The organism is Polaromonas sp. YR568, assembly GCF_943371715.1.
In the GTDB taxonomy this organism is placed as follows: Bacteria; Pseudomonadota; Gammaproteobacteria; order Burkholderiales; family Burkholderiaceae_C; genus Polaromonas.
Window position 1 is genome coordinate 21,234 of record NZ_CALRVW010000032.1, and the last position, 21,256, is coordinate 42,489.

General features: G+C 65.2%; 17 protein-coding genes and 1 pseudogene. 4 read left to right on the forward strand and 14 right to left on the reverse strand.

Going from position 1 to position 21,256, the window contains the following annotated elements; genetic code table 11:
• Positions 1 to 177: 177 nt before the first annotated feature.
• Together AAG813_RS17745 and AAG813_RS17750 are read right to left on the reverse strand one after the other, a co-directional pair.
• Entirely contained in the window at positions 178 to 1,251 is a 1,074-nt protein-coding gene (locus tag AAG813_RS17745; protein ID WP_341917187.1) for an ATP-binding protein, read from the reverse strand.
• Positions 1,252 to 1,256: 5 nt separating this feature from the next.
• A complete protein-coding gene (locus AAG813_RS17750; protein ID WP_341917212.1) occupies positions 1,257 to 1,952 on the reverse strand; it encodes a response regulator transcription factor in 696 nt (231 codons plus the stop codon).
• A gap of 130 nt (positions 1,953 to 2,082) precedes the next feature.
• Here AAG813_RS17750 and AAG813_RS17755 point away from each other — a divergent pair, with 130 nt between their 5' ends.
• The 3 genes from AAG813_RS17755 to AAG813_RS17765 are packed head-to-tail and all read left to right on the forward strand — an operon-like array spanning position 2,083 to position 7,756.
• Positions 2,083 to 3,528 carry an efflux transporter outer membrane subunit gene (locus tag AAG813_RS17755; RefSeq protein ID WP_341917189.1) on the forward strand — a complete coding sequence of 482 codons (1,446 nt, stop codon included), beginning with the start codon at positions 2,083 to 2,085 and terminating at the stop codon, positions 3,526 to 3,528.
• Positions 3,525 to 4,670 carry an efflux RND transporter periplasmic adaptor subunit gene (locus AAG813_RS17760; RefSeq protein ID WP_341917191.1) on the forward strand — a complete coding sequence of 382 codons (1,146 nt, stop codon included), beginning with the start codon at positions 3,525 to 3,527 and terminating at the stop codon, positions 4,668 to 4,670. The genes AAG813_RS17755 and AAG813_RS17760 overlap by 4 nt, the downstream gene beginning before the upstream one ends.
• Positions 4,667 to 7,756, forward strand: coding sequence for an efflux RND transporter permease subunit (locus tag AAG813_RS17765; RefSeq protein WP_341917192.1), 3,090 nt, complete (start codon positions 4,667 to 4,669; stop codon positions 7,754 to 7,756). Before AAG813_RS17760 ends, AAG813_RS17765 begins: the two co-directional genes overlap by 4 nt.
• A gap of 588 nt (positions 7,757 to 8,344) precedes the next feature.
• Here the strand turns inward: AAG813_RS17765 and AAG813_RS17770 are convergent.
• The 8 genes from AAG813_RS17770 to AAG813_RS17805 form a co-directional block, all read right to left on the reverse strand.
• Entirely contained in the window at positions 8,345 to 9,679 is a 1,335-nt protein-coding gene (locus tag AAG813_RS17770) for an FAD-dependent oxidoreductase (RefSeq protein ID WP_341917194.1), read from the reverse strand.
• Between the two features lie 213 nt (positions 9,680 to 9,892).
• The gene (locus tag AAG813_RS17775; protein WP_341917195.1) at positions 9,893 to 10,969 is read right to left on the reverse strand and encodes an XdhC family protein; all 1,077 of its coding nucleotides are present in this window, start codon (positions 10,967 to 10,969) and stop codon (positions 9,893 to 9,895) included.
• Between the two features lie 35 nt (positions 10,970 to 11,004).
• Positions 11,005 to 11,580: a carbon monoxide dehydrogenase subunit G gene (locus tag AAG813_RS17780; protein ID WP_341917197.1), complete on the reverse strand. Its 576-nt coding sequence runs from the start codon at positions 11,578 to 11,580 to the stop codon at positions 11,005 to 11,007.
• A gap of 142 nt (positions 11,581 to 11,722) precedes the next feature.
• Positions 11,723 to 12,907, reverse strand: a complete 1,185-nt coding sequence (locus AAG813_RS17785; protein ID WP_341917199.1) for a VWA domain-containing protein — start codon at positions 12,905 to 12,907, stop codon at positions 11,723 to 11,725.
• A gap of 177 nt (positions 12,908 to 13,084) precedes the next feature.
• Positions 13,085 to 13,987 (reverse strand): MoxR family ATPase, encoded by a 903-nt coding sequence (locus tag AAG813_RS17790; protein ID WP_341917200.1) that lies wholly within the window; start codon positions 13,985 to 13,987, stop codon positions 13,085 to 13,087.
• A gap of 198 nt (positions 13,988 to 14,185) precedes the next feature.
• Positions 14,186 to 14,980 (reverse strand): xanthine dehydrogenase family protein subunit M, encoded by a 795-nt coding sequence (locus tag AAG813_RS17795; RefSeq protein ID WP_341917201.1) that lies wholly within the window; start codon positions 14,978 to 14,980, stop codon positions 14,186 to 14,188.
• 25 nt (positions 14,981 to 15,005) lie between these two features.
• Complete coding sequence (locus AAG813_RS17800) at positions 15,006 to 17,381, reverse strand: xanthine dehydrogenase family protein molybdopterin-binding subunit (protein WP_341917202.1); 2,376 nt, start codon at positions 17,379 to 17,381, stop codon at positions 15,006 to 15,008.
• Positions 17,382 to 17,476: 95 nt separating this feature from the next.
• The gene (locus AAG813_RS17805) at positions 17,477 to 17,944 is read right to left on the reverse strand and encodes a (2Fe-2S)-binding protein (protein ID WP_096665720.1); all 468 of its coding nucleotides are present in this window, start codon (positions 17,942 to 17,944) and stop codon (positions 17,477 to 17,479) included.
• A 245-nt stretch (positions 17,945 to 18,189) separates the two neighbouring features.
• Here AAG813_RS17805 and AAG813_RS17810 point away from each other — a divergent pair, with 245 nt between their 5' ends.
• Positions 18,190 to 19,332 carry a helix-turn-helix domain-containing protein gene (locus AAG813_RS17810; RefSeq protein WP_341917205.1) on the forward strand — a complete coding sequence of 381 codons (1,143 nt, stop codon included), beginning with the start codon at positions 18,190 to 18,192 and terminating at the stop codon, positions 19,330 to 19,332.
• Here the strand turns inward: AAG813_RS17810 and AAG813_RS17815 are convergent, their stop codons facing one another.
• The 4 genes and pseudogenes from AAG813_RS17815 to AAG813_RS17830 form a co-directional block, all read right to left on the reverse strand.
• Positions 19,333 to 19,815, reverse strand: a complete 483-nt coding sequence (locus tag AAG813_RS17815; protein WP_341917208.1) for a copper chaperone PCu(A)C — start codon at positions 19,813 to 19,815, stop codon at positions 19,333 to 19,335. It lies immediately after the preceding gene.
• 47 nt (positions 19,816 to 19,862) lie between these two features.
• Positions 19,863 to 20,411 carry a YcnI family protein gene (locus AAG813_RS17820; RefSeq protein WP_341917209.1) on the reverse strand — a complete coding sequence of 183 codons (549 nt, stop codon included), beginning with the start codon at positions 20,409 to 20,411 and terminating at the stop codon, positions 19,863 to 19,865.
• 80 nt (positions 20,412 to 20,491) lie between these two features.
• Complete coding sequence (locus AAG813_RS17825; protein WP_341917210.1) at positions 20,492 to 20,869, reverse strand: DUF2946 family protein; 378 nt, start codon at positions 20,867 to 20,869, stop codon at positions 20,492 to 20,494.
• 109 nt (positions 20,870 to 20,978) lie between these two features.
• Positions 20,979 to 21,256 (reverse strand): annotated as a pseudogene (locus AAG813_RS17830) (tRNA epoxyqueuosine(34) reductase QueG); the annotation flags it as partial.

Here is a 21,256-nt window from a genome sequence, read left to right on the forward strand (position 1 = left end):
TTGTAGTATTGTTTACGACTTTAACTTCACCGCGAAAAGATCCAACCGTCTGCAAGCCGGCATGGATACTAGCCCCCTGTTTATGACTTTAATTGCTCGGAATAGTGTTGATTGCCACAAAAACCGCGGGGGCGATGTGGCGGACTAATGGATGTGGGTCTCAAATTTCTTCAAGCATCACCTGGACCATTCTTCGGCCGCATTCGTGGCCTCTGCCGCGGCGGGCAAGCAGAGCGTCATGATCATGCCCCCGCCGTCGCGCAGCTTTGCTTCGATGCGACCACCGTGCAAGCTCATGGCGCGCCGCGCGATGGCGAGACCCAGGCCTACGCCGCGTACTGACTCGCCCCCTTCGACGCGGGTAAACGGTTCGAAGATCTTCTGCAGCATGGGCGCTGGCACGCCCTGGCCGCGATCGAGGACCGTCACCACCAGTTGCGCGCTGTCGGCGCTGACCGCCGCGTGAATTTCGACGACTGTGCCGGGCGCGGTGTACTTCACGGCGTTGCGAATGACGTTTTCAAAAGCCCGATACAGCAGTTCGCCGTTGACCTGGGCGACGAACTGGCCGGGTGCGTCGATGCTGACCTGGCGCGACAGAGGCCGCGCCTCGAAGTCGGCATCTTCGGCGATGGCATGCAAAAGCTCGATCACGTCGACCCGCTCACATACCATGCCGGCGGGCGCCTCGAGGCGGTGGAGCGTGAGGAGCTCCTCAATGAGGACATCGAGTCGCTCGCTCTCGCGCTGGATACGCTCGACCATCGCGTCTGTTTGGGAGGTGTCCTGCCGCAGCAGGCCGATGGCAGCCTGCAGGCGGGACAGCGGGGAGCGCAGTTCGTGGGAAATATCGTGCAGCAGCACCTTGCGCGACTCGGTCACCTGCTGCAACTGCGCAGCCATGTGATCGAACTCCCCGGCCAGGTCCGCGATCTCGTCACGTCGCCCACCCATCAGCGGCTGCACGCGCGTGTCGAAACGGCCCTCGGCGGCACGGCGCAAGGCCCAGCGCAGATGGCGCAACGGGCGGGACAGATACCATGCCAGCGCCGGGCCGATGATGAGGACAGCGACTATGGCCGATATCAGTGGTACGAACGGCACAAAGCCGAAAGTGGCGACGTCTTCCGAAGGCGGAGGACGCCCGGTGAGCGTGATATAGGCGATGGTGCCGGCGAACGAGAGCACCATGCTGAGCCACAGCGCCAGCAGCAGCTTCCAGAAGAGCCGGCCGAAGCGTCGCGTACCCATACCCGTCAGTCCTCCAGAAGCTGATAGCCAAGACCGCGAACACTCTGGATCCAGGATTCGCCGTCAGCCCGTGTCCCCAGCTTCTGGCGGATGCTGCTGATGTGCACGTCAATGCGCCGGTCGAATCGTGCCAGCGGGCGGTCGAACGCCTGCAGCGAAATATCCTGCTTGCTCACGAGCTGGCCGACGTGGCGCGCCAGGACTTCGAGCAGGCTGAACTCCGTGCCTGTCAACTCCAGGGGCGTCCCTCGCCATGTCGCCTGCCGGTTACCGGGCGACAAAACCAGCGCGCCCGCCTGCAGCACACGCTGCCCGGAAGGGGGGGCGGCAGCCTCACGCGCTTCCGTGCGCCGCAGGATGGCGCGGATGCGCGCGACCAGTTCGCCGGGCGTACAGGGTTTCGGGACGTAGTCGTCGGCTCCCATGTCCAGGCCAACGATGCGGTCAACATTGTCACCGCGCGCCGTGAGCATCAGCACCGGGACCTTGCTCATGGTGCGAATGCGGCGCAATGCCTCCATGCCTGATAACCGAGGCATCATGACGTCGAGTACGACGATGGCGTAGCGACCGGAAGCTGCCTCGGAGACGCCGGCCTGGCCATCGTGTACGGCGCGCACATCGAAGCCCTCACGGACCAGATACTGCGACAGCATCGCCGTGAGTTCGAGGTCATCATCAACGAGCAGGACCGGAATCATTGCGACATCAGTATCGCTTGAAAGCCCCGGTGCAGACCGGTGAGGACCGGTTTTTTTACCCAGCTTAACTTTCGCCAACGCTGGCGAGCATTCGCGATCCCTACCATGACTGCTGACCTTCAGGAGCAGCATGCAAACCCATCGACCCACCCGCCGGCAACCGTTTTCCATTCTCGCGATCGGCCTCGCCATTGCGCTTGGCGGCTGTGCGGCGGTCGGACCGGACTATGCAGAGCCCGCACCCGCAGCGGCGGCGCTTTGGCAGGCGCCCCTGCCCCATGGAGGCAGCGGGACCGCGCTCGGCGACTGGTGGAGCCAGTTCAATGATCCGGCGCTGAGCCGGCTCCTGCGTTCCGCCGAATCCGGCAGCCCCACGCTAGCCAAGGCTTGGGCCAACATCGAGAAGGCGCGTGCCACGCTGTCCAGCGCCGGTGCATCAGGTCTGCCGGGCGCGAGTGGACAGGCATCGGTGACACGCGGCACACAGCAAACTGGCGGCGTGGCGACCGCTCGCAGCGCCGGGCTGGATGCCTCGTGGGAACTGGATCTGTTTGGCAAGGTACGGCGCAGCACCGAATCCGCCCGCGCCCGTGTGCAGGCGCGCGAGAACGATTGGCACGATGCGCGGGTTTCCCTGGCGGCGGAAGTGGCGGACACCTATGTGCAATACCGCGCCTGCGGCCTGCTCGCCGACGCCTATGCGCAGGAACTGACGTCCATGAACGAAACCGCCAAGGCCACGGAATCGTTGGTGCGTGCTGGCTTGACCGCCAGCACGGAAGGTTCACTGGCTCGCGCCAGCCTGGCCAGCACCATCTCTGCGGGGCTCGCGCAACGCGCCCAATGCGAGCTGCTGGTGAAATCATTGGTGAACCTCACAGGGATTGACGAGCCCGGGTTGCGTCAGCAACTGGCGCAAGGCAGCACCGGCGTCCCGCAGCCGGCGGGCCTGGCCGTACAAAGCGTGCCGGCACAGGCGCTCCGTCAGCGGCCTGACCTTGCATCGCGCGAGCGTGAGTTGGCGGCGGCAAGTGCAGATATCGGCGTGGCGCAAGCCGACCTCTACCCGAGCCTGTCGCTGTCGGGGACCATCAAGGTTTCCGCGACTGGCCTTGCTTCGGCGCTGACCAGCTGGTCTTTCGGCCCCGCATTGTCCATTCCCCTCTTCGACGGCGGGCGTACGCGAGCCGCCGTCGACAGCGCGCGAGCCAGCTACGAAGCGGCCTATGCCGACTGGCGTCAAACCGTGCGAACGGTCGTGAAGGAAGTGGAGCAGTCCCTGGTCCGCCTGGACAGTGCTGCGCAGCGCACGGCGCAGTCGGAAAGCGCGGCCCAGGAGTACCGGCGATACCTCGTGGGCGCCGAAGCGCAATGGCGCGCGGGCACCATCAGCCTGCTCACGCTGGAGGAGTCGAGGCGCCAGGCGCTGTCGGCCCAGATCGAATTGATTGGCTTGCAACGTGATCGCGTCGCGTACTGGATCGCCCTGTACAAGGCGCTGGGAGGGGACTGGCAGCGCGCGACCCCGGCAAGCCCTCCCGCCGGCACCATTGACGAAGAAAAGACCCACCCATGAAGAATAAACTCCACACCCATCGAAAGCTGGTGATCGCGGCCGCCGTCACTGTCACCGTCCTGCTGATCGCACTGTTCACATGGCGAGCCTTGACGGCAGAGGATCCGGGCACGGCGACGGAGTCCAGCGTGAGTGCCCTGACCGTCAACGTCGTCACCGCCGAAGCACAGAGCTGGCCACAGCAGCTGCAAGCCAGCGGCGCCTTGACGGCCTGGCAGGAGATCATCGTCAGTCCCGAGACGGGCGGGCTGCGCATCGCGCGGCTGCTGGTCGATGTGGGCGATTCAGTCGGGCGCGGCCAGCTGATGGCGGAGCTGGCCGACGATACGGTGCGTGCGGAGTTGCGCAAGCAGGAGGCCCTGGCAGCGCAGGCCAGCGCCAGCCTGACCCAGGCCAGCACCAACCTGCAACGGGCGCAGTCCGTGGATGTGGCCGGCGCCCTGGCGCCGCAAAAGATGGACGAATACCGCACGAATGAGGCGACAGCACTGGCATCCGTCGCCTCGGCCAAGGCGGACGTTGAAAGCGCGCGCCTGAAACTCGCGCACACGCGGATCGTGGCGGCGGACGATGGCGTCGTTTCCTCCAAGTCGGCGATTCTGGGCAATGTGGTCAACACCGGCGCAGAGTTGTTCCGCCTGGTGCGCCAGGGGCGTGTGGAATGGCGTGCCGAACTGGATTCCCGCCAGCTTGCTGGCGTACGCGCAGGGCAGATCGCCCGCCTCGTTCTGCCTGGTGGCAACAAGGTGGAGGGTAAAGTGCGCCTGGTTTCGCCAACGCTGAGCACCAGCACCGGCCGCGGAATCGCGTATGTCAGCCTGCCGTCCGGCGAAGGCGTGCAGCCGGGACTCTTCGCCAGCGGCACGATCGAACTCGAAGCAAAGCCGGCAGTCACCCTGCCGCAATCCGCAGTCGTGTTGCGTGACGGCCGGAGCTATGTCTACGTGGTGAATTCGGCCAACAAGGTGGCCAGCCGGCTGGTCACCACCGCGCGGCGGCAGGGCGACCGGATCGAGATCGTGTCCGGGATCGACGGCACTGTCCGCGTGGTGGCCAGTGGCGGTGCCTTCCTCTCGGAGGGAGCGCCAGTCACCGTGGCTTCAGTGCCCACGACGGCCGTGCAGAAAGAGGGTTCCAAGTGAACGTCTCCTCCTGGTCGATCCGCAATCCGGTCCCCGCGGTCCTTCTTTTCTTCCTGCTCACGGTGCTTGGCGTGCTGGGATTTCAGCGCCTGGAGATCCAGGATTTCCCGGACATGGATCTGCCGACGATACAGATCAGTGCATCGCTCGAAGGCGCGGCACCGGCGCAGCTCGAAACCGAGGTGGCGCGAAAAATCGAGGACAAGCTGGCTTCGCTCACGCGTCTGGATCACATCACCACCACGATCACCGAAGGCGCGGTCAGCATCAGCGTCAGTTTCCAGCTCGACAAGGACAGCGAGGAGGCCTTGAGCGAGGTGCGTAACGCGGTCGACAGTGCCCGCGCGGAACTTCCGGCAGGCATGAACTCACCCACCGTCTCCAAGCTGACGACAGCGGGATCGGCCATCCTGACTTTCACCATCGCGTCAGGCAAGATGGACGAGCAGGATCTCACCTGGTTCGTCGACAACGACATATCGAAAGCGCTGCTGGCCGTCAAGGGGGTCTCGTCGGTGGCACGCCTCGGTGGTGTCGACCGCGAAGTCCATGTGGATCTCGATCCCACGCTGATGGCCGGCCTCGGCGTCACGCCCTCGGCTGTATCCTCGCAACTCAAGGCCGTGCAGAGGGAAAGCTCGGGCGGCCAGGGGCAGATCGGGTCCCAGCGGCAGTCGACCCGCACCATCGCGACGGTCGGGTCGGCGGCAGAGGTTGCGGCCATCAGCATCCCGTTGACCGACGGGCGTTACGTCCGGCTGGATCAGATCGGCCGCATCACCGATACCCATGCCGAGCGCAGCACACGCGCCTTTCGCGGCGGCAAGCCCGTCGTCGGTTTCCAGGTAACGCGCTCGAAGGGATACTCCGATGTGGGCGTTGCCGGGGAGGTACGCGCTGCCGTGGACGCTTTCGCCAAGGCCCACCCCGAAGTGAAGATCGCAGAGGCAAGCAACACAGTGACGCCGATTCAGGAGAACTACGAAGGCTCCATGTTGCTGCTGGTCGAAGGTGCACTGCTGGCCATCCTGGTGGTCTGGTGGTTTTTGCGCGACTGGCGGGCCACCCTGATTTCCGCAACGGCCCTGCCGCTGTCGATCATCCCGACGTTTGGCGTGATGGCGCTTGCCGGCTACTCGCTCAACACCGTGACGCTGCTGTCGCTTTCGCTGGTGGTGGGCATCTTGGTCGACGACGCGATCGTGGAGGTGGAAAACATCGAGCGGCATCTGCGCATGGGAAAGACCCCCTACCAGGCGGCCATGGAGGCCGCCGACGAAATCGGCCTGGCGGTGATCGCCACGACTTTTACGCTGGTCGCGGTTTTCCTTCCGACGGCCTTCATGGGCGGTATCCCGGGGCTTATTTTTCGCCAGTTCGGAATCACCGCCTCGGTCGCGGTGCTGGCCTCGCTGCTGGTCGCGCGCCTGCTCACGCCCATGATGGCGGCCTACCTGCTCAAGCCGATCCAGCCCGGCGCACACGGCGACACGGACGGGCCGCTGATGACACGTTACCTGCGCTGGGTTCGCACCACCCTGGCCCGACGCAAGGGAACTGTACTGGCCACTGTGGTGTTTTTCGTGTTGTCACTCACGCTGATCCCCTTTCTGCCCACGGGTTTCATGCCGGCGCAGGACAAGGCCCAGTCCAGTGTGAGCTTGAAGCTGCCGCCGGGCGGTACGCTGGATGACACGGCGGAGACCGGCCGCCGCGCGGCTCAATTGCTGGGCAGCCTGCCTGAAGTGAGCAGCGTCTTTGTTTCCGCAGGCACCGCGACCAGTGGGGGGGGCATGGGCGCCAGCGCGTCGGCCGATGTCAGCAGCGCGACGCTGACGGTGGACCTGGTGCCGCGCGGCGAGCGCACGCTCAAGCAGTCGGGCGTCGAGGCAAAAATGCGCCTGACCTTGCGGGCGCTGCCCGGTGTGCGGGTTTCGGTAGGAGGTGGCGGCAGCGGGGAGTCATTGGCCATTACGCTGGCCGGCGATGACCCGCAGGCGCTGGCCTCCGCCGCTGCGCAGGTCGAGGGCCAGCTGCGCACGCTCAAGGGTATCGGTAACGTGACCTCGAGCGCCGCCCTGCAGCGGCCGGAAATTCAGATCCGGCCGAACGCCGAGCGTGCGGCGGCGCTGGGGGTGACCACGGAGGCGCTCGCCGAAGCGGTTCGGTTTGCCACTTATGGTGATTATTCGACGGTGCTGCCCAAGCTCAATTTGCCGGAACGCCAGATTCCCATCCGTGTGCGCATGGATCCGGCAGTACAGACCAACCTTGATGCGGTGGGTCAACTGCGCGTCCAGGGCAGCAGTGGCACGGTGAGCCTGGCATCCGTCGCCGAGATCGCCATGGGCAGCGGCCCCTCGCAGATTGCCCGCCTGGACCGCTCACGCAATCTGACGCTGAGCGTCGAGCTCGGCGGGCGCGCACTCGGCGAAGTCCAAGCTGAGGCCGTGGAACTGCCGGCGCTGAAAAACCTGCCCTCAGGGGTGAAACGCGTGGAGCAGGGCGAATTGCAGCGCATGTCCGAGCTTTTCCAGAGTTTTGGTGTGGCCATGGCCATCGGAATTTTCTGCATCTACGCTGTGCTGGTGCTGCTGTTCCATGACTTCATGCAGCCTGCCACCATCCTGTCGGCCCTGCCGCTGGCGATGGGCGGCGCGCTGATCGCCTTGTGGGTGTCGCAGCAGGCATTTTCGATGCCGGCGGTAATCGGCGTCCTGATGCTCATGGGCGTTGTGACCAAGAACTCCATCCTGCTGGTGGAGTACGCCATCATGGCGCGGCGTGAGCACGGCTTGAGCCGGCTGGATGCACTGATCGACGCTTGCCACAAGCGGGCCCGCCCCATCGTGATGACCACGGTGGCCATGGGCGCTGGCATGCTTCCAAACGCGCTGGGCCTGGGCGCGGAGCCCAGCTTCCGCCAGCCCATGGCCATCGTCGTGATTGGTGGCCTGCTCACGTCCACTGTGCTGAGCCTCCTCGTGGTTCCGGTGGTATTCACCTACGTTGACGACCTGCTGCAATGGGCGAAGCGCCGTTTTGTTCGCCGGGAACAGGCAACAGCGGCGACCGATGCGCCGTGACAGCGCCCTCTGATTGCTGCGAACGTGTTTACGCCTTCGGCTCTGCTTGTTGCACATTCTTGACGCTGCGAACCCGCATGGATCCAGGGTCCGTGTTTACGACTTTAATTGCCCGGAATATCTGTCGGGCGCGGAATAAGGTCTGTCGGAGATTGGTGCTACTTTGGCATCTGTTACATATTGCCTAGGCATCTAGGTTCATCGATTTGTGCGTACCTGTTTCTTGCAATGCGCTCTTGACTCGCACTGAATCCGTTATGCGCATGCCGCGGATGTCTGCTTTCGCCCGAACTGAGCGGCATCGGCGACCGTCCGGTCTTGGCCGAAAGAGGCTGTTCATTTGAGTTCGACGACCGACTGCATTCGCTGCATTGCAGCCCCTCAAACCGCCCGCCCCTCAAGATCCCCGCGCCATCACTCATACCAGGTCGCCCTGACCATTGGCCGGCACCGCGCGTTCGGTCTTGCCATCCGCTCTGTCCATGTCTCAAAGGCCGATTTTCAGTCTGGCTTGCCCTGAACGTATTTACATCCCAAAAACGCAGAAGCGGCCCCCTGGCCGCTTGTGGTCAACCAGCAGCGCGCAGATCAACTGCCCACAAAATCCTGCACCATGCTGCCATACCAGCGCAGGTCTTCCTGCCACAGCTGGGGCCGGCGAAAGATGTCATCTGTGAGGGTTTGCAGCAGATGGCCTTCAGGGCCCATCTTGTATTCAAACTTCACGCTGATGGCTTCCAGCGGCTCGGTGTTCACCAGCATGTAGCAGAGGTTGTCGATGATGACGGGCTTCATCGGCTGGCCCTTGGCCTGCTGGCTGATGTACTGCGCCACACTGCGGCCCATGCGGTTGGCGATGTGGCCGCTCTTCGGGTAGTGGCCGAACTGTGGCGACACGGCGCCCACGCTGTCGCCAATGACGAACACATTCGGATCGTCCTTCATGTTGTAGAACTCGGGGTGCACCGCCGCCCAGTTGGTGGCCTTGCCTTCAGCCGTCTTGCCGACGGCACCGAGCTTCCACACCAGATCGGCCGCCTGGTGGTGGCCCATGAAAATCGCATCGTCAAAGCGGAAGTCACCGGCTGCCGTTTTCACCACCCGGTTGAAGGGGTCCAGCTCTTTCACGCCGGCGTTGGGCACATAGGTGATGACGTCGTCGTACAGCTCGTCAAACGCCCGGCGGTAGCCGCCGCCAATGGGTGAGATGGAAGGTTTGGGGTCCAGAATCACGATCTTGGCCGGGATCTTGTTGCGCTGGAAGTAAGAGGCCATCAGGCACGCGCGTTCGTACGGCGACGGCGGGCAGCGGTGCGGCGGCGGGGGCAAGGTCATCACGAAGGTGCCACCCTTGAAGGCCTTGATTTTCTGCTTCAGCGCCAGGTGTTCGGCGCTGGGCACATAGGCGCTGGAGTAATTCACGTGGGTGTACGCACTGGCCTGGCGGTCGTTGCCGAACCAGGGCTCATACGACACGCGGACGCCGGCCGACACCACCAGCCAGTCGTAGTCCACAAAACCCTGCGCCGTGTGCACGCGCTTCCTGTCGCGGTCGATGTCGGCGATTTCGGTCTGGACGTAGGTGTAGCCAAAGCGCCTGGCGGCGGCGGTGTACGAATGCACCAGGAAGGAGGTGTCCACCACGTCCACCAGCCATTTGTTGCTGAGCGGGCAGGACCAGAAAATCGGGTTCTTCTCGAGCAGCACCACTTCCAGGTCGGGTGCGGTTTCGCGCAGGTGCCGGGCGGCAGACAGGCCGCCCCATCCACCGCCCAGCACCAGCACGCGGCGCTTCTTGCCTTTGGGCATCAGCTCGGTCGAGGGGGAAAAAAGAAAAGGCTGGGCAAGGGCAGGCAGGGGTGCAGCAGAAAGTGCACCCCAAGCTGCCGCGCCCTTGAGAAGGGTGCGACGCGCGGTGGTCATAAAGGGACTCCGGTAATAGGGGGACAACCTGTCGGCGCATGCGAGGAGTCAGACTCCAATGCCTCGAATGCAGGTCACTCGCAAGAGTGCCTGCGATCTTACGTCCAGTTCCCGGCCGCAGCCCGGTCTTTTCGGAATTCTGCGCAATGATGGCGCCCGGTCCGCCAGGCTGTGGTCCGGCGCAGCCTGCGCGCGGCAGGCCGTGGCGGCGCCTCAGGAACTGCGCGCCACCCCGCAGACCAGGTCACCCGGGTCATTAGCCAGCACCGCACGTTCGTTCTTGGCCTGCGCCACTTCCATGTCGCGCGGCAGGACCACGCCGTTTTTCACCGCCAGCACCTCGGCCATCACGCTGACGGCGATTTCGGGTGGCGTCTTGCTGCCGATGTAGATGCCGATGGGGCCGCGCAGGCGGGCCAGCGCGGCTTCGTTGAGGCCGAAGTGCTCTGCCATGCGCTGGTGGCGCGCCTCGTTGTTGCGGCGCGAGCCTATGGCGCCGACATAAAAGGCGTCGGTGGCCAGCGCTTCGAGCAGCGCCAGGTCGTCGAGCTTGGGGTCGTGGGTGAGCGCAATCACGCAACTGCGCCGGTCCGGCTTGAAGGCGACCACCACGTCGTCCGGCATCTCGCTGAGCACCTTGGCGCCCGCGACCGACCAAGCGCTGCGGTACTCCTCGCGCGGGTCGCACACGGTGACGGCAAAACCGCTGAACAGGGCCATGGTTGCCAGGTATTCGGTGAGCTGGCCCGCGCCGATGAGCAGCATGCGGTACTCGGGCCCGAAGGTGTTGACCAGCTCGACCGACGAAACGCTGAGCTCGGCCGGGGCGCGGGCGGCGGCGAGGGTGACCGCGCCGTCGGTCAGACGCACCGTGCGCTGCATCAGCTGCCCGGCCTCGAGCGCCTGCACCAGCTGAGCCAGTGCTGCGGCGTCGGGGTCGTATTCGAGCAGCAGTTCCAGCGTGCCGCCGCAGGGCAGGCCGAAGCGGTGGGCTTCGTCGGCGGTGATGCCGTATTTAACAAAGGTCGGCTGCCCCGAGGGCATGGTGTGGCCGCCGTCCGGCGCAGGCGCCGTCGCGTAGGCTTGGGTGTGGCGGTAGATCAAATCATCTTCAATGCAGCCGCCGGACACCGAGCCGACCACGGCGCCGTCTTCACACAGCGCCATGATGGAGCCTACCGGTCGCGGCGACGAGCCCCAGGTGCGCACCACGGTGGCGAGCAGGGCACGCTTGCCCGCCGTGCGCCAGTCGCGCAGGGTGCGCAGAACCATCACATCGAGGTTTTCCATGGCCTTTCTCCTTTCTGACCTTCTGACTTGGCGGCCTAACGTGCGAGCCAGACCGCGCCGGCGATCAGCACCGCGGCACCCACGACCCATACCCACATCGGGATAGCCGGGCCGGCCGGCTCCGTGGTGACATCACCCATGACCATTTTGGCGGCATAACTTTCCGGATGCTGGCGCTGCATTTCCTCATCGAAACGCTTGAAAAAATCTTCGGCCATGGACTTGGCCGCGCCGTCGATCAGGCGCTGGCCGAGCTGGGCCACCTTGCCGCCGACCGAGGCATGCACGGTGTAGGAGAGTTCGCAGCCGTCGGCATTGGGCGTCAGCGTGACCGCCGCGCTGCCCTTGCCGAAACCGGCCACACCGCCCTGCCCGTCGAACGACAGCTTGTAGCTGGCCGGCGGGTTGATGTCGGTGAGCGTGATCTTGCCGGTGAACTTGGCCGAGACCGGGCCGATCTTCAGCGCCATGGCAATGGCGTACTGGTTCTCGCCGGTAGGCTCCACCTTGTCGCAGCCCGGGATGCAGGCCTTGAGCACGGCCGGGTCGTTGAGCGCGTCCCAGGCCTGTTGTTGTGTCACGGCCAGTTGGCGGCTTCCTTGCATGTCCATGTTTTTTTCCTTTTTTCTAACTTTTGGGGACTTGTCATCCCGGACTCGATCCGGGATCCATGTCGGCACTTTTCAAAATTGCCGGGTTGATGCGGCATGGATTGCGGGTCAAGCCCGCAATGACAAACAGTGTTTTGTCATGTTATTTCTTCATCAGAGCCGCCAGGCTGGCGGCCAGTTCCTCAAGCTTGGCCAGATTGTGAACCGCCAGCATGCCGTGCGCCTGGGCATGCAGCACCGCCGCACCACGCGCCAGCGGCGCGTAGCCCTCAAACCGCAGCAAGGGGTTGAGCCACAGCAGGCGGCGGCTGCGCCGGCGCAGCCAGGCCAGTTCGCGGGCCAGGTCGGCCGGCTCGCCGGTGTCCAGCCCGTCGGTGATGATCAGCACGATGGTGCGCCGGCCGACCAGGCGGCGCGCATGGCGCTCGCGCAGGGTGGCCAGCGACGCCCCGAGCTGGGTGCCCCCGGCAAAGTCTTCAATCGCCAGGCTGGCGTGGGCCAGCATCTCGTCGGTGTCGGCCTGGCGGAAAGCCGGCGTCAGATCGGTCAGGTGCATGCCGAAGGCGAACACGTCGCGGTGCGGGTGGCGCCGGGTAGCGGCATGCAAAAAGGCCAGCAGCAGGCGCGCATAACGCTCCATCGACCCCGACACATCGACCAGCACCAGCAGCGGCAGGGCCTGCTCGCGCCGCTGCAGCCGCGGCAGGTGCATCAGCTCGCCGCCGGTGCGTGCGGCCTGGTGCATCACGCCTGGCCAGTGCATGCGCGCGCCGCTGGCGGCCGGCCGGCTGCGCCGCGAGGCGAACATCGGCAAGGGCAGCTTGATGTCACGCGCCAGCCGCTCAACCAGCCGGTATTCGGTGGCCGACAGCGCGTTGAAGTCGGCATGCTGCAGACGCTCGATGTCGCTGGCGGTCATGACGGCGTCGAACTCGACCTTCTGGTCTTCAGTCGTCGGTTTGGCCTGCTGGCCGAAGGCCTTTTGCGGCGCCAGCGCCTCGCGCACACGCGGGCGGCGCTTGCTCGGCTCGGCCTTGCCCTCGGCACTGGGCAGCAGCTGCGCGAGCAGCTTGTTGGCGACTTTCGGGTCCTGGAAATACACGTCGAACAACTCGCGAAACACCAGCCGATCCTGCTCGCGGCTGACCATGACGGCTTCGAAGGCGGCGCTCAGGTCTTCCCTTTCGCTGACGCCGACGGCGAGTGCGGCTTCCTTGGCCAAGGCAATGCGCTGGCTGTCCACCTTGACGCCGGCGCGGCGCAAGGCGCGGCCGAAACCGGCTATGTTGTCGGCGAGTTTGCCGCTGCGTGCGTCACCTAAAAGCATAGGCCCCCACGTTCGCTCGCTGCGCGTAGCTCTCTGCCCCCCGAGGGGGCACTGCGCCTGCGGCCTGGCGAAGCCAGATCCGCGGCCCCGGCTGGTGAAGAGGGAACCTCCACGCTTGTCACTTCGCGTACTGGTCGAAGCTCTGCGGAAAATGACCCGGCATAAACGCCGTCCATCTCATGCACCCGCCTCTTCAGGCTTGAGCAGTTCCACCGCCAGCTCATGCGTGAGCGCGGCCACGTCTTCCCGCTGCTTGAACAAAATGCCAGCGGTATCGGCCACCACCTCCGGGTCCACCACTAGGGTGTCCAGTGCCACCAGCGCCTTGGCCCACTCGACACTTTCGGCGATGCCGGGCGCGCGCTGGAAGGCATTGCCAAACGGCGAGCGGCGCAGCCGGTCCACAAAACCAGCCACCTGGGCTGACAGCTGCTCACCCGCCTCCGGCACTTGGGCGCGGATGATGGCAAGCTCGCGGTCGCGGTCGGGGTAATCGAGCCAGTGGTACAGGCAACGCCGCTTGACCGCGTCGTTGAGTTCACGGGTGCGGTTGCTGGTCAGAATGGTGACCGGCGTCACCTGCGCGCGCACCGTGCCGATTTCCGGAATGCTGACCTGGTACTCGCCGAGGTACTCGAGCAGAAAGGCTTCAAAAGGCTCGTCGGCGCGGTCCACCTCGTCGATCAGCAGTACGGCGCCCGGCGCCGGGGTCTGCAGCGCCTGCAGCAGCGGCCGGCGGATCAGGTAGCGGTCCTGGTAGACCTCGCGTTCGACATCGGCCGCGTCGCCGTGGCCTTCGACGGCCCGCATGTGCAGCAGCTGGGCGGCGTAGTTCCACTCGTAGAGGGCTTCGCGCTGCTCCAGCCCGTCGTAACACTGCAGGCGGATCAGCTGGCGCTGCAGCGCGAGCGCCAGCGCCTTGGCCAGTTCGGTCTTGCCGACGCCGGGCTCGCCTTCGAGCAGCAGCGGGCGCTGCAGCTTGAGCGCGAGAAACACTGCCGTGGCCAGCCGCCGGTCCGCAAAGTAGCCGGCGCCCTGCAGCGCCTGGACCAGTGCATCAATCGTGGGAAAGGGTGTCATCGGGTCAGTGTACCTGTTGCTATCTATTCAATAGCTACTTGCGCCCACCCATCAAGGGTGGGAGGCCAATTTAATCAACATGTCGCAGCGGATGTCATCCCGGACCTGATCCGGGATCCATGTCGCATCTTCCATCGTCAGCAGGAGGCAGAGCGCAGGCATGGATTGCGGGTCAAGCCCGCAATGACAAGCCATGGCTCAGGCAGCCAGCGCCTTCGCCACGCCGCGCTGGGTCTGCACGCTGATCAGGTTGGCGCGGTAGGCCGCCGTCGCGTGGATGTCGCTGTTGAGGTCGGTCGCGTCGATTTTCACTGTTGCGGCCGCTTCGGGCGTGAAGCTCTTGCTGAGCGCCGCTTCCAGCCCCGCGTGGCGGAACACGCCGCTGGAGGCGCCGGTGACCGCCACGCGCACGCCGGCATCGAACTGCGCCACAAACACGCCGACCAGCGCAAAACGAGAGGCCGACTGCTTGAACTTCATGTAGGCCGCGCGCTTCGGGATTGGAAAGCTGATCGCGGTGATCAGCTCGCCCTCTTCCAGCGCGGTGGCAAACATGCCGAGGAAAAAGTCGTCGGCGGCGATCTTGCGCTTGGTGGTGTGGATGGTGGCGCCCAGCGCCAGCACCGCACTCGGGTAGCAGGCCGAAGGATCGTTGTTGGCGACCGAGCCGCCCAGCGTGCCCATGGCGCGCACCTGGCGGTCCCCAATGTTGGCGGCCAGGTCGGCCAGCGCCGGCAGCGCCGCCTTCAGCTCGGCGTTGGTCGCCACGTCGGCGTGGCGCGTCATGGCGCCGATCACAAAGGCATTGCCTTCCCGCTTGATGCTGCTCAGCTCCTTGATGCCGCTGAGATCCACCAGCTGGTCAGGGCTGGACAGGCGCAGTTTCATCGATGCCAGCAGGGTCTGGCCGCCGGCCAGGGCTTTGGCGCCATCGGCCGTGAGCTGCGCGGCGGCAGCCAGGGAGGTGGGTCGTTCCAGGGTGAATGGGTACATGGTGGTTTTCTCCTTGGATAGCTGTTTATTTCTTGGCCGACTGGATGGCTTCCCAGACGCGGCTGGGGGACGCCGGCATGTCGAAGTCCGTCACGCCGAGCGGCTTGAGGGCGTCGAGCACGGCATTGATGACCGCCGGCGGCGAACCGATGGCCCCGGCCTCGCCGCAGCCCTTGGCGCCCAGCGGGTTGTGGCTGCAGGGCGTACACAGCGTGTCCAGCGTGAAGTTGGGCATGTCGTCGGCGCGCGGCATCGCGTAGTCCATCATCGAGCCGGTCAGCAACTGGCCGGACTCGGGGTCGTAGACGCAGTTCTCCAGCAGCGCCTGGCCGATGCCCTGCACCAGCCCGCCATGCACCTGGCCTTCGACAATCATCGGGTTGATGATGTTGCCAAAATCATCGACCGCGGTGAAGCGGTCGACCCGCACCACACCGGTGGCGGGGTCGATCTCGACCTCACAGATGTAGGTGCCGGCCGGGAAGGTGAAGTTGGTCGGGTCGTAAAACGCCGTCTCGTTCAGGCCGGGTTCGAGTTTGTCGAGCGGGTAGTTGTGCGGCACGTAAGCAGTCAGCGCCACCTGGCCGAAGGTCACCTTCTTGTCGGTGCCCTTGATGGTGAACTCGCCGTTGGCAAACTCCACGTCGGCGTCGCTGGCCTCCATCAGGTGCGCGGCAATTTTCTTGGCCTTGGTCTCGATCTTGTCGAGCGCCTTCATGATGGCCGTGCCGCCCACGGACAGTGAACGCGACCCATAGGTGCCCATACCGAAGGGAACGCGCCCGGTGTCGCCGTGCACCACATCGACCTGATCCACCGAAATGCCGAGGCGCGCGGCCACGACCTGCGCAAAGGTGGTCTCGTGGCCCTGGCCATGGCTGTGCGAGCCGGTGAATACCGTCACGCTGCCGGTTGGGTGCACCCGCACCTCGCCGCACTCGAACAGACCGGCGCGCGCCCCGAGCGCACCGGCAATGTTGCTGGGCGCCAGGCCGCAGGCCTCGATGTAGCAGGAGTAACCCATGCCGCGCAGCAGACCCTTGGCAGCCGACGCGGATTTGCGCTGGGCAAAGCCGGCCACCTCGGCGAGTTCGTTGCCGCGCTTGAGCAGGGCGTGGAAGTCGCCCACGTCGTACTGCAGCGCCACCGGCGTCTGGTAAGGAAAATCCTTGACGAAGTTGCGGCGGCGGATCTCGTCCTGCGCCAGCCCCAGCTCCCAGCCGCAGCGCGACACCAGGCGTTCCAGCAGGTAGGTCGCCTCGGGGCGACCGGCGCCGCGGTAGGCATCGACCGGGGCGGTGTTGGTGAACCAGGCATCAACCTCGACGTAGATCTGCGGGCAGGTGTACTGGCCGGCCAGCAGCGTCGCGTAGAGGATGGTCGGCACCGCCGGCGCGAAGGTGGACAGGTAGGCGCCCATGTTGGCGTCGGTGTGCACACGCATGGCCAGGAACTTGCCGTCCTTGTCCATCGCCATTTCGGCGTGGCTGGAATGGTCGCGGCCATGGGCGTCGCTGACAAAAGCCTCGCTGCGGTCAGCCGTCCACTTGATGTTGCGGTTGAGTTTTTTGGACGCCCAGGTCAGGCACACGTCTTCGGCATACAGATAGATCTTGGAGCCGAAGCCGCCACCGACGTCGGGCGCGATGACACGCACCTTGTGCTCGGGCAGGCCCATCACGAACGCCGTCAGCAGCAGACGCTCGACGTGCGGGTTCTGGTTCGAGACATACAGCACGTATTCGTCGGTCGCGCGGCTGTAGGAGCCGATCACCGCGCGCGGCTCCATGGCGTTGGGAATCAGCCGGTTGTTGGTCAGGTCCAGCTTGGTCACATGGGCGGCCGTGGCGAAGACTGCATCCACCTGGCCCTTGTCGCCAATCGCCCATTTGTAGCAATGGTTGTCGGGGGCAGCTTCGTGCAGGGCCGTTGCCTTGGCCGCGTCGGTGACACGCACGACGGCACTCAGCACGTCGTAATCGACCTCGACCAGCTCGGCGGCGTTTTTCGCCTGCTCCAGCGTTTCGGCCACCACCATGGCGACGTGGTCACCGACATAACGCACTTTGCCCTGGGCCAGGATGGGGTGCGGCGGCTCCTTCATCGGGTTGCCGTCGGTGCTGGTGATCAGCCAGCCGCAAGGCAGGCCGTTGATCTTGTCGGCCGCCACGTCCTCACCGACAAACACGTCCAGCACACCGGGCGCGGCCTTGGCTGCAGCGGTGTTGATGCTGTTGATCTTGGCGTGGGCATGCGGGGAACGGACGAACACCGCGTAGCTCTGGTTGGCCAGCGTGATGTCATCGGTGTATTGCCCGCCGCCGGTCAGAAAGCGGTAGTCTTCCTTGCGGCGGACGGAGGTGCCAATGTTTGGCAGGTTGACGAAATCGGATGCACCCATGTGTGTACTCCTGAAAATTTGGAAAGAAACTGTTTGGCAAAGTTGCCAGCGGTTCGCCCGATGGCGGCGCCGGAATAAGAGGTCGGTGCAGCGGTTCAGGTCGCCATGGCGGCAGCGCCCTGCTGCACCGCCTTGACAATGTTCTGGTAACCGGTGCAGCGGCAGATGTTGCCTTCGAGCAGCTCGCGGATTTCACCCTCGCTGGCCTTGGGATGGTGCTTGCACAGGTCCACCGCGCTCATGACCATGCCGGTGGTGCAGAAGCCGCATTGCAGGCCGTGGCATTCCTTGAACGCCGCCTGCATCGGGTGCATGGTGCCGTCGGCGGCTGCCAGGCCTTCGATGGTGGTGATCTCGCTGCCCTCGGCCTGGGCGGCCAGGATGTTGCAGGACTTCACGGCGCGGCCGTTCATGATGACCGTGCAGGCGCCGCACTGGGCGGTGTCGCAGCCGACATGGGTGCCGGTCATCTTGAGCTGCTCGCGCAGCACCTGCACCAGCAGGGTGTTGGGCGGGGTTTCAACGCTTTTGGCTTTTCCGTTGACTTTGAATTGAACTTGCATGGGCTTGTCTCCAGTGGGCTGTTTTTGTTGACGGGTTTGGCTACGGACGAAACACCGATCATTGTTGAATTGGCGACCCTGCGGGGGCCTAGGTTAAACCCTAGGAGCTTGCCAAAGCCCGGTGAAATTCTCAAAATGGAACAGTTGGTGACCGGCCGCCAGCGCGTCGCCACGAGGTCTGATACGCTGCAGCCACCGCGGGCATCCTCCCGCAGACAGCCGCCTTTCACGGGCATTGACCACCCATGCTGACCGTCCTTCCGACCTCCTCCGAACAGCGCCTGCAGCAGATCGCGCAGGCGCGTCAGGCCGTGCTGCGGGACGGCCAGAGCCTGCCCGGCCTGCTGGCCGAATCGTGGATAGAACGCTCCTGGCAGCGCTGCCTGGCCAGCGGCAAAAGGCCCGAACAGGAGGTCAGTTTCGACGTGCTGTCGGCCCAGGCGCTGCGCCGCACCGAGGAGGCCAACCACGTGCTGGTGCAGGCAGCACGCCCGGTGCTCGAAAAACTGGGCGCGGCCATTGCCAGCACGCGTTACTTCGCCATCCTGACCAACGCGCAGGGCGTGGTGGTGGACGTCAACGGCGCCATCGACCGGCGCGACCGGCGTGCCGACCTGATCACGCGCATCGGCGTGGACCTGTCCGAACAAAGTGTGGGCACCACCGCCATTGGCGCGGCGCTGACCGAGCTGCAACCGGTCTGGCTGCACCGCGGCGAGCATTTTTTCAATGCCAACTCGGCCTACAGCTGCGCCGGCGCTCCGCTGTTCGGACCGGACGGCCGCTGCGCCGGCATGCTGGACCTGACCGGTGTGGACGCGGTCGAGCGACCCGAGCTCAAACACCTGGTAGTGCAGTCGGCGCGCAGCATCGAAAACGCGCTGATCCACAGCCGGCCGCACGATCTGCTGATCCGGCTGAACTGGTCCAGCCACAGCCTCGGAGAAGACAGCGACGGACTGGTCAGCCTGGATCCGGACGGCTGGGTGCTGGGGGCCAACCCGGCGGCGCGGCAGATGGTGCCGGCGCTGCAGGCCGGCGGCCCGGCCGCTGTCCATTGCAGCGAACTGTTTGCCCTGCCCTACGAAATGCTGTTTGATGCCGCCAGAAGCGACACCGCGGGAAGCCCCCAGGCCATGGAGGTGCCCCTGTGGTCGGGACTGCGCCTGCACGCGCTGCCGCTGCTGCGTGGCCGCGCAGCGGCACCGGGGTGGTTCACTGGCCGGGCGTCACCTGCGCCGGCGCCGGCGCTGCCGCTCAAGGACGTCGAAACCGCGCTGATCCGCAAGGCGGTCAACGAAGCCCGCGGCAACGTCATGAAAGCGGCACGGGCACTCGGCATCAGCCGCGCCACCGTCTACCGCCGTCTGGGCGGCAAATCCAAATAGTCAGTGCTTGTGGTCCATGGCAGCGGGCCTGCCCGATGCCGGCATGGCCGCACCCGGCGCCGCGGCGGCCACCGGCAGCTTCAGCTCCACCTTGCTTTCCTGCCCTTTGGCGTCCCGCAGTGTCAGCGTGAGCGGCACCGTGCTGCCCTGGGGCAGGGCCTGTTTCAGCTCCATCAGCATCACGTGGTAACCACCGGGCTTGAGCGCCACAGTTTTTCCGGCGGGCAGGTCCAGCGCGGGGATGGCACGCATGCGCATGACGTCGTTGTCCATCTTCATTTCATGGACTTCCGCCACACCGGCGACCGGGGACGACACGCCCACCAGCCTGGCACCGTCTTTGGCCGTGATGCTCATGAAGGCGCCGGTGCCCGACTGGCCGGGCACGGCGGCGCGCACCCAGGCGTCCTTGACGTCCACAGTCTGGGCGTACACCAGTCCGGCGGAAAGTGCCCACAGGGCGGCAATAACTTTTGTTTTCATGAATCGCTTTCGTTAAAAAAATGAGGATGCGTCGAAAAAAATACTACTCAGTGGTGGTGCTGTCCGGCCCCATCGGGCCGCACATCCAGCAGGACGGCTGGTGATTTCAGGCCCTGGGTGGAGGTGCCGGTGGCCGGCAGCTCTGACCAGTCGTTGCGGCCTGACTCGCAGGTCTGCAGCACCTTGAACCAGAGCGGGCCCGCCTGGGTGGGCAACTTGCCGCGCAGCACAAACTCGTCGTAATGGGCATCGGCCAGCGCCGCTTCACGGTTGGCCGCACGCCAGCTGACCAGCATCACGTCATCGGTCACGGTTTTGCCATGGCTGGTGTAGGGCGCTGCCAGCTTGTCGACCCGGGTCGTCACGGTCCAGCCGGCCTTGGGCATGGGCCGGGCACCCTGAAAGCCCGCGGGCAAATGCACGTCCAGCCCGGTGGTGGCCGAGCCTGCGCAACCGTGGCTGACACCGAACACCGCCTTGTAGCTGCTGCCGGCCGGGGCCTGCCCCTGGGCCAGGGAAATATGGGAAAAAACAGGTGTAGCGCCCGCCACTCCTGCGCACAGCGCTATTATTTTGATAGTCGATAAAAATTTCATGGAAACCACACATTGAAATGAAAACAAGCGCGCGGGCGGTCCGGCCCACACGCGGGAAACCTCCTCAGAGGCGTTTCAGTTCAAAGTGCAGGCGGGCCGCGGCTGAAGGGCAGCCCCGGCGACGACGCCGAGCGGACGGCATCATCGAAGACGGCAACCATCGCGGGGATGGGTGCGGGAAAAACGCCGGCCTGGCAGGACGGCGGCAAACCAGGCCCGGTCGAGCCGCAGAGGTCGCAATGCGCCGCAGCCGGTGAAGACCCGTCACCGCCCGGAAGGTCCCCGGCCGCAGCGGACGATGCGCCGGAGGCCATCGTGCACAGACCGCCCAGCTTGCCGGTCCGCATGTCCTCCGCCAGCATGGACACGGGCGCCAGCAGCGCCGAGAAGACGGCCAGAAACCCCAGCCACGCGGCGAAGCGGGCCCACAGCGGGCGACAGGACGGGGTGTTGGACACAGCGGGATTATAAGGACCGCCGCTGGCGGGGTTTTGCCGGCGGGGCTGGACGGCCGGACTTGGCCGCGCCTATACTGCTACAAAATAAATAGCTGAAGGCGCCCGCCCGTCAAGGGCTGGATGCCTGTTTTATGGACAACTCATGAAGGGACGCCTGATCCAGCGCCCATGCCACATGTTCCCTGACCACCTCGCTGCCATGTTCGCGCCGCGCCAGCAAGGCGCTGCGCAGGCTGTCGTCCGCACCGGCGCGCAGGGCATTGCCGAGCGCCACGGCGATATTGCGCAGCCAGCGCTCGTGGCCGATGCGGCGGATGGCGCTGCCTTCGGTATGGCGCAGGAATTCTTCTTCGGACCAGGCACACAGCGTCGTCAGTTGCTGGCCGG

What these genes read in the sequence shown, in the direction of transcription:
- AAG813_RS17745 (WP_341917187.1), bottom strand. Translation starts at nt 1,251, where the DNA reads ATGGGTACGCGACGCTTCGGCCGGCTCTTCTGGAAGCTGCTGCTGGCG.
- AAG813_RS17750 (WP_341917212.1), bottom strand. Translation starts at nt 1,952, where the DNA reads ATGATTCCGGTCCTGCTCGTTGATGATGACCTCGAACTCACGGCGATG.
- AAG813_RS17755 (WP_341917189.1), top strand. Translation starts at nt 2,083, where the DNA reads ATGCAAACCCATCGACCCACCCGCCGGCAACCGTTTTCCATTCTCGCG.
- AAG813_RS17760 (WP_341917191.1), top strand. Translation starts at nt 3,525, where the DNA reads ATGAAGAATAAACTCCACACCCATCGAAAGCTGGTGATCGCGGCCGCC.
- AAG813_RS17770 (WP_341917194.1), bottom strand. Translation starts at nt 9,679, where the DNA reads ATGACCACCGCGCGTCGCACCCTTCTCAAGGGCGCGGCAGCTTGGGGT.
- AAG813_RS17775 (WP_341917195.1), bottom strand. Translation starts at nt 10,969, where the DNA reads ATGGAAAACCTCGATGTGATGGTTCTGCGCACCCTGCGCGACTGGCGC.
- AAG813_RS17780 (WP_341917197.1), bottom strand. Translation starts at nt 11,580, where the DNA reads ATGGACATGCAAGGAAGCCGCCAACTGGCCGTGACACAACAACAGGCC.
- AAG813_RS17785 (WP_341917199.1), bottom strand. Translation starts at nt 12,907, where the DNA reads ATGCTTTTAGGTGACGCACGCAGCGGCAAACTCGCCGACAACATAGCC.
- AAG813_RS17790 (WP_341917200.1), bottom strand. Translation starts at nt 13,987, where the DNA reads ATGACACCCTTTCCCACGATTGATGCACTGGTCCAGGCGCTGCAGGGC.
- AAG813_RS17795 (WP_341917201.1), bottom strand. Translation starts at nt 14,980, where the DNA reads ATGTACCCATTCACCCTGGAACGACCCACCTCCCTGGCTGCCGCCGCG.
- AAG813_RS17800 (WP_341917202.1), bottom strand. Translation starts at nt 17,381, where the DNA reads ATGGGTGCATCCGATTTCGTCAACCTGCCAAACATTGGCACCTCCGTC.
- AAG813_RS17805 (WP_096665720.1), bottom strand. Translation starts at nt 17,944, where the DNA reads ATGCAAGTTCAATTCAAAGTCAACGGAAAAGCCAAAAGCGTTGAAACC.
- AAG813_RS17810 (WP_341917205.1), top strand. Translation starts at nt 18,190, where the DNA reads ATGCTGACCGTCCTTCCGACCTCCTCCGAACAGCGCCTGCAGCAGATC.
- AAG813_RS17815 (WP_341917208.1), bottom strand. Translation starts at nt 19,815, where the DNA reads ATGAAAACAAAAGTTATTGCCGCCCTGTGGGCACTTTCCGCCGGACTG.
- AAG813_RS17820 (WP_341917209.1), bottom strand. Translation starts at nt 20,411, where the DNA reads ATGAAATTTTTATCGACTATCAAAATAATAGCGCTGTGCGCAGGAGTG.